Source organism: Achromobacter sp. (assembly GCF_057314935.1).
Genome location: NZ_DBHKZA010000168.1, coordinates 1 through 4,540, shown reverse-complemented (window position 1 = coordinate 4,540; position 4,540 = coordinate 1). Strand labels below are relative to the sequence as shown.

Genomic DNA, 4,540 nt, shown 5'->3' with positions numbered 1-4,540 from the left:
ACCGCCCACCATGACCCAGGAAATGGCCTTGGCCTTAAGCGCGTCCTCGGCGGTGTCGGCGGCTGCGAAGCGGTAGCTCTGCACATACGCGCCGTAGAAGCCCGCCAGGAAGGTGCCGGCGCAGAAGATCCAGAACGAGGCCAGCATGATGCCCAACGCGGCGATCAGGCCCGAGGCCACGCCGAAGCCGACCCCCACCACGTATCCGTTGCGGCGGCCATGGTGCCGCATGATGAAGGCGGCAGGCAAGGTGCCGATGGCAAGACCCAGGCCGAACAGACTCACGGGCAAGGTGATCCAGGCCGAATTCTTGGCAAGCTGCTGGCCGACCAGCCCACCCAGCGACATCACGATGGGCGCGCTGGCGCCGCCGAGCGCCTGCGCGGCGGTGAGAACGCCGATGTTTCGGCGCGTGATGCTCTGGTCGGTCATGGGCGTCTTTCTTATTCGTTTGTCTGGCCGGAAATATTACACGCATGAATATATATTCAGTTATATGGACATGCGATGCTCACGAACCATCGCGAGCCGGTCCATCCTCGGAAGCCCCGGCGGAAGCAGCACCGTGCAGGGCCAATGCGAGCAGGTGCTCTTTCACCTGGATCAGTTGCTCCATGCGTTCCTCAACACAGGCGAGATGGCCTTGGACAGCCTGCCTTAGCAGCTCAGGTTCCAGGAACCCCTCATGTGCCCAACCCAGTAGGCGGCGCACGTCATCCAGGCCGATTCCCGAGGCACGGTAGTTGCGAATCAGGTGAAGCCGTTCGACATGGGCCGGGCCATAGCGCCGATAGTTGTTGCGTGACCGCTCCGGGGCTTGCAACAGGCCCTCCCGCTCGTAGAACCGAATGTTCTCCGGGGGGGTGCCCGTCAAGCGCGCAAGTTCACCGATCCTCATCCGGTTCTCCGTGCGCAACGATGGGGAACGCCGCCGTTGCGCATAGCCCTTATCCCGGCGACCGGGCGGATGGTTGCCCGGTGGCGCCCGATTGCACCGTGTGCTCAGTCCAGCCGCCACCCAGCGCCTTGTAGAGGTGGATGAGGTTGTTCAGCCGCGTCAGGCGCGTGCGCACCAGGGTCTGCTGCGCACCGTACTGTGTGCGTTGCGCATCGAGCAAGGTGAGGTTGTCGTCCACGCCTTCCTGGAAGCGTTGCTCGGCTAGTTGGTAGGCTTTCTGGCTAGCCGCTACCAGGAGCTGCTCCGAGCGGATCTGCTCATCAAGCGTGCGCTTGCCCGCCAAGCCGTCAGCCACCTCAGCAAAGGCCGCCTGGATAGACTTCTCGTAGTTGGCGATTTCGATCCTCTTTTGTACCTGTGCCACGTCCAGATTGGCTCGCAACGCGCCGCCGCGGAAGATGGGCAGCGTGATCTGCGGCAGGAAGCTCCAGGCCCGCGAGCCCGAATCGAACAGGCCGTCCAGCGAAGCGCTGGCCGTGCCCGCCGAGCCCGTGAGGCTAATCGTCGGGAAGAACGCGGCCCGCGCCGCGCCGATGTTGGCGTTGGCGCCGATCAGCATCTGCTCGGCGGCGCGGATGTCCGGCCGACGCGCGAGCAGTTCGGACGGCAGGCCGCTCGGCAGGTCGGTCGGCACGATGTCGTCCGGCAGCGCCACGGCCTCGTCAAGCTGCCGGGACAGCTCCGGCGTCAGCGGCTGGCCCAGCAGCAGCACCAGCGCGTTGCGGTCCTTGGCCGCCTGCCGCGTGTAGGCGGCGCGGTTGGCCTCGGCGGTGCGCAGCGCGATCTCCGCGCGGCGCAGGTCGAGCTGCGTGGAATTTCCCGCTTCCACCAGTTGGGTGGTCAGGTCATAGGAGCGCTTCTGTGTGGCGAGGGTGTCGCTCGTCAGGCGCAGCAGTTCCTGGTCGGCGCGCAGCGTGAGGTAGGCGCTGGCCACCTCGGACACCAGGCTCATCTGCGTGGCGATGCGGGTCTCGTCGAGGGCCAGGTAGGACGCCAGCGCCCGGTCGTTGAGGCTGCGGATGCGGCCCCACAGGTCCAGCTCCCAGGCGGCCGTCACCCCGGCCACGTCGTAGCGCCGGAGCACGTCGCTTTGCCCCGTGGTACTGAGGTCGGCCGGTACGCGCTCTGACGCGCCGCGGGCGGAAACGCCCAGGTTCGGCAGCATCTCGGCACGCTGGATACGGTACAGCGCCTGAGCCGCCTCCACGTTGAGCGCGGCTTTGTGCATGTCGCGGTTGTTCTCCAGCGAAATGCCGATCAACTGCTGCAGCAGCGGGTCGCGGAAGAAGTCCCGCCAACCGATCTCGGCCGTGATCGCGTCGTCGGGCGTCGCGGCCGCCAGTTCCACATAGGCCGCGCCCGAGGGATAGGCCGTGTCGATCGGCGCTGCGGGCCGGTCATACTTCGGTGCCATGGAGCAGCCAGCCAGCGCCGCCGCGAGGGCGAGCGGCGCCAGCGTCCTGGCGGGTCGTGTGAATGCGAAAGATGTTTTCATGTCGTATGTCCTCCTGGCCGTCATGCGTGCTGGTCGGTCATGCCGCCACGGGCATGGCGCGCTTCGCGGCGCAGCGCCAGCTTGCGCACCACAACGTAGAACACCGGCGTCAGCACCAGGCCGAATACCGTCACGCCCAGCATGCCGGCGAACACCGCGATGCCCATGGCGTGGCGCATCTCGGCGCCCGCACCGCTGGCCAGCACCAGCGGCACCACGCCAGCGATGAAGGCGAACGACGTCATCAAGATCGGGCGCAGCCGCAAGCGCGCGGCTTCGAGCACGGCTGCCAGCGGATCGGCCCCTTCGCTTTCCTTCGCGCGGGCGAACTCCACGATCAGGATCGCGTTCTTGGCAGCCAGGCCGACCAGCACCACGAAACCGATCTGCGTGAAGATGTTGTTGTCGCCCCCAGAGAGCCAGACGCCGGCGATCGCCGAGAGCAGCGCCATGGGTGCAATCAGCAGCACAGCGAACGGCAGCGACCAACTGTTGTACTGGGCCGCCAGGAACAGGAAGGCGAGCAGCACCGCCAGCGCGAAGATGTAGATCGCCGTGTTGCCAACCCGTTTTTCCTGGAAAGTCAGGTCCGTCCATTCGTAGGTCATACCGTCCGGCAGCGATTCGCTCACGATCTTCTCAATCGCGGCGGTGGCCTGGCCGGACGAGTAGCCCGGCGCTGGCCCGCCGCTGATGTCGGCCGAGGGAAAGCCGTTGTAATGCATCACCCGGTCGGGGCCGGAACTGCGCTCGATGGTCGCGATCGCGCTCAGCGGGATCATGTCGCCCGCTGCATTGCGCACCTTGAGCATGCCTATGTCCTCAGCCTGCATGCGGAACTGCGCATCGGCCTGGGCCATGACCCGGTAGGTGCGACCGAAGCGGTTGAAGTCGTTGACGTAGAGCGAGCCAAGGTTGACCTGCAGGGTGTCGAACACCTCGGTCAGCGATACGCCCTGCGACTTGGCCTTCACCCGGTCGATGTCCACCTGCAACTGCGGCGCATTGGTCTGGAAGCTGGCGAGCATGTTCGCCAGCTCGGGCGCCTGCATGGCCTTGCCCATGATCTGGCCCTGTGCCTGCGCAAGCGCCTCGGGACCCAGGCCCGCCCGGTCCTCGATCTGCAGCTTGAAGCCGCCCATCGAACCCAGGCCCGGCACCGGCGGCGGCGGGAAGATGCCAACGAAGCCGTCCGGGATCTGGCTGAACTTGCCCATGAGCTTGCCCTGGATGGCGAAGGCCGACAGCGACGGGTCCTTGCGCTCATCGAAGGGCTTGAGCATGGCGAACATCAGCGCGGTGTTCGGCTGGTTCACCGGTCCATTGACCGACAGGCCCGGGAAGGCCACCACGCTCTCGACGCCCGGCTCAGCCAGTGCGATCTTGGTCATCTCCTTGACGACCGCCTCGGTGCGATCCAGCGAGGCGCCGGTCGGAAGCTGGGCGATGCCCACGAGGTAGTACTTGTCCTGGGCGGGCACGAAGCCCGCAGGCACCTTGTGGAAGCCCAGCCAGGTCAGGCCCAGGAAGCCGACGTAGAGCAGCAGCACGATGGCGCTGCCGCGCACCGCGCGGCGCACGCCCCCGACGTAGGAATTCGAGGCGCGGTCGAAGAAGCTGTTGAAGCGGCGGAAGAAGCCGCCGAACACGCCATCGATGATGCGCGTGACGCGATCGGGCTTGGCCGCGCCGTGGTGCGGCTTGAGCAGGATGGCGGCCAGCGCTGGCGACAGCGTAAGCGAGTTGATCGCCGACAGGATGGTCGAGAACGCGATGGTCAGCGCGAACTGGCGATAGAACTCGCCCTGCAGCCCCGACAGGAACGCCGAGGGGATGAAGACCGCTGCCAGCACCGAGGTGATGGCCAGGATCGGGCCAGTCACTTCATCCATCGCCTTGCGCGCCGCATCCTTGGGCGATTCGCCCAGCGCCATGTGGCGCTCCACGTTCTCCACCACCACGATGGCGTCATCCACCACGATGCCGATGGAGAGCACGAGGCCAAACAGCGACAGCGTGTTCAGCGAGAAGCCGAACATGTGCATCACCGCGAACGTGCCGACCAGCGAGACCGGCACGGCGATCAG

Annotated in this window: 4 protein-coding genes; all 4 read right to left on the bottom strand. The window is 66.3% G+C overall.

Going from position 1 to position 4,540, the window contains the following annotated elements:
• Nucleotides 1-432, bottom strand: a 432-nt coding sequence (locus tag ACO6D5_RS29630) for an MFS transporter (RefSeq protein ID WP_242885255.1), incomplete at its 3' end; no start/stop codon positions are given.
• A gap of 79 nt (nucleotides 433-511) precedes the next feature.
• Entirely contained in the window at nucleotides 512-898 is a 387-nt protein-coding gene (locus tag ACO6D5_RS29625) for a MerR family transcriptional regulator (RefSeq protein ID WP_015912830.1), read from the bottom strand.
• A gap of 49 nt (nucleotides 899-947) precedes the next feature.
• Complete coding sequence (locus tag ACO6D5_RS29620) at nucleotides 948-2,453, bottom strand: efflux transporter outer membrane subunit (protein ID WP_003821143.1); 1,506 nt, start codon at nucleotides 2,451-2,453, stop codon at nucleotides 948-950.
• A 20-nt stretch (nucleotides 2,454-2,473) separates the two neighbouring features.
• Nucleotides 2,474-4,540: efflux RND transporter permease subunit (locus ACO6D5_RS29615; RefSeq protein ID WP_485827373.1), on the bottom strand; the 2,067-nt coding region annotated here is incomplete at its 5' end.

Coding starts and splice junctions, on each gene's coding strand:
- ACO6D5_RS29625 (WP_015912830.1), bottom strand. CDS start 898: ATGAGGATCGGTGAACTTGCGCGCTTGACGGGCACCCCCCCGGAGAAC.
- ACO6D5_RS29620 (WP_003821143.1), bottom strand. CDS start 2,453: ATGAAAACATCTTTCGCATTCACACGACCCGCCAGGACGCTGGCGCCG.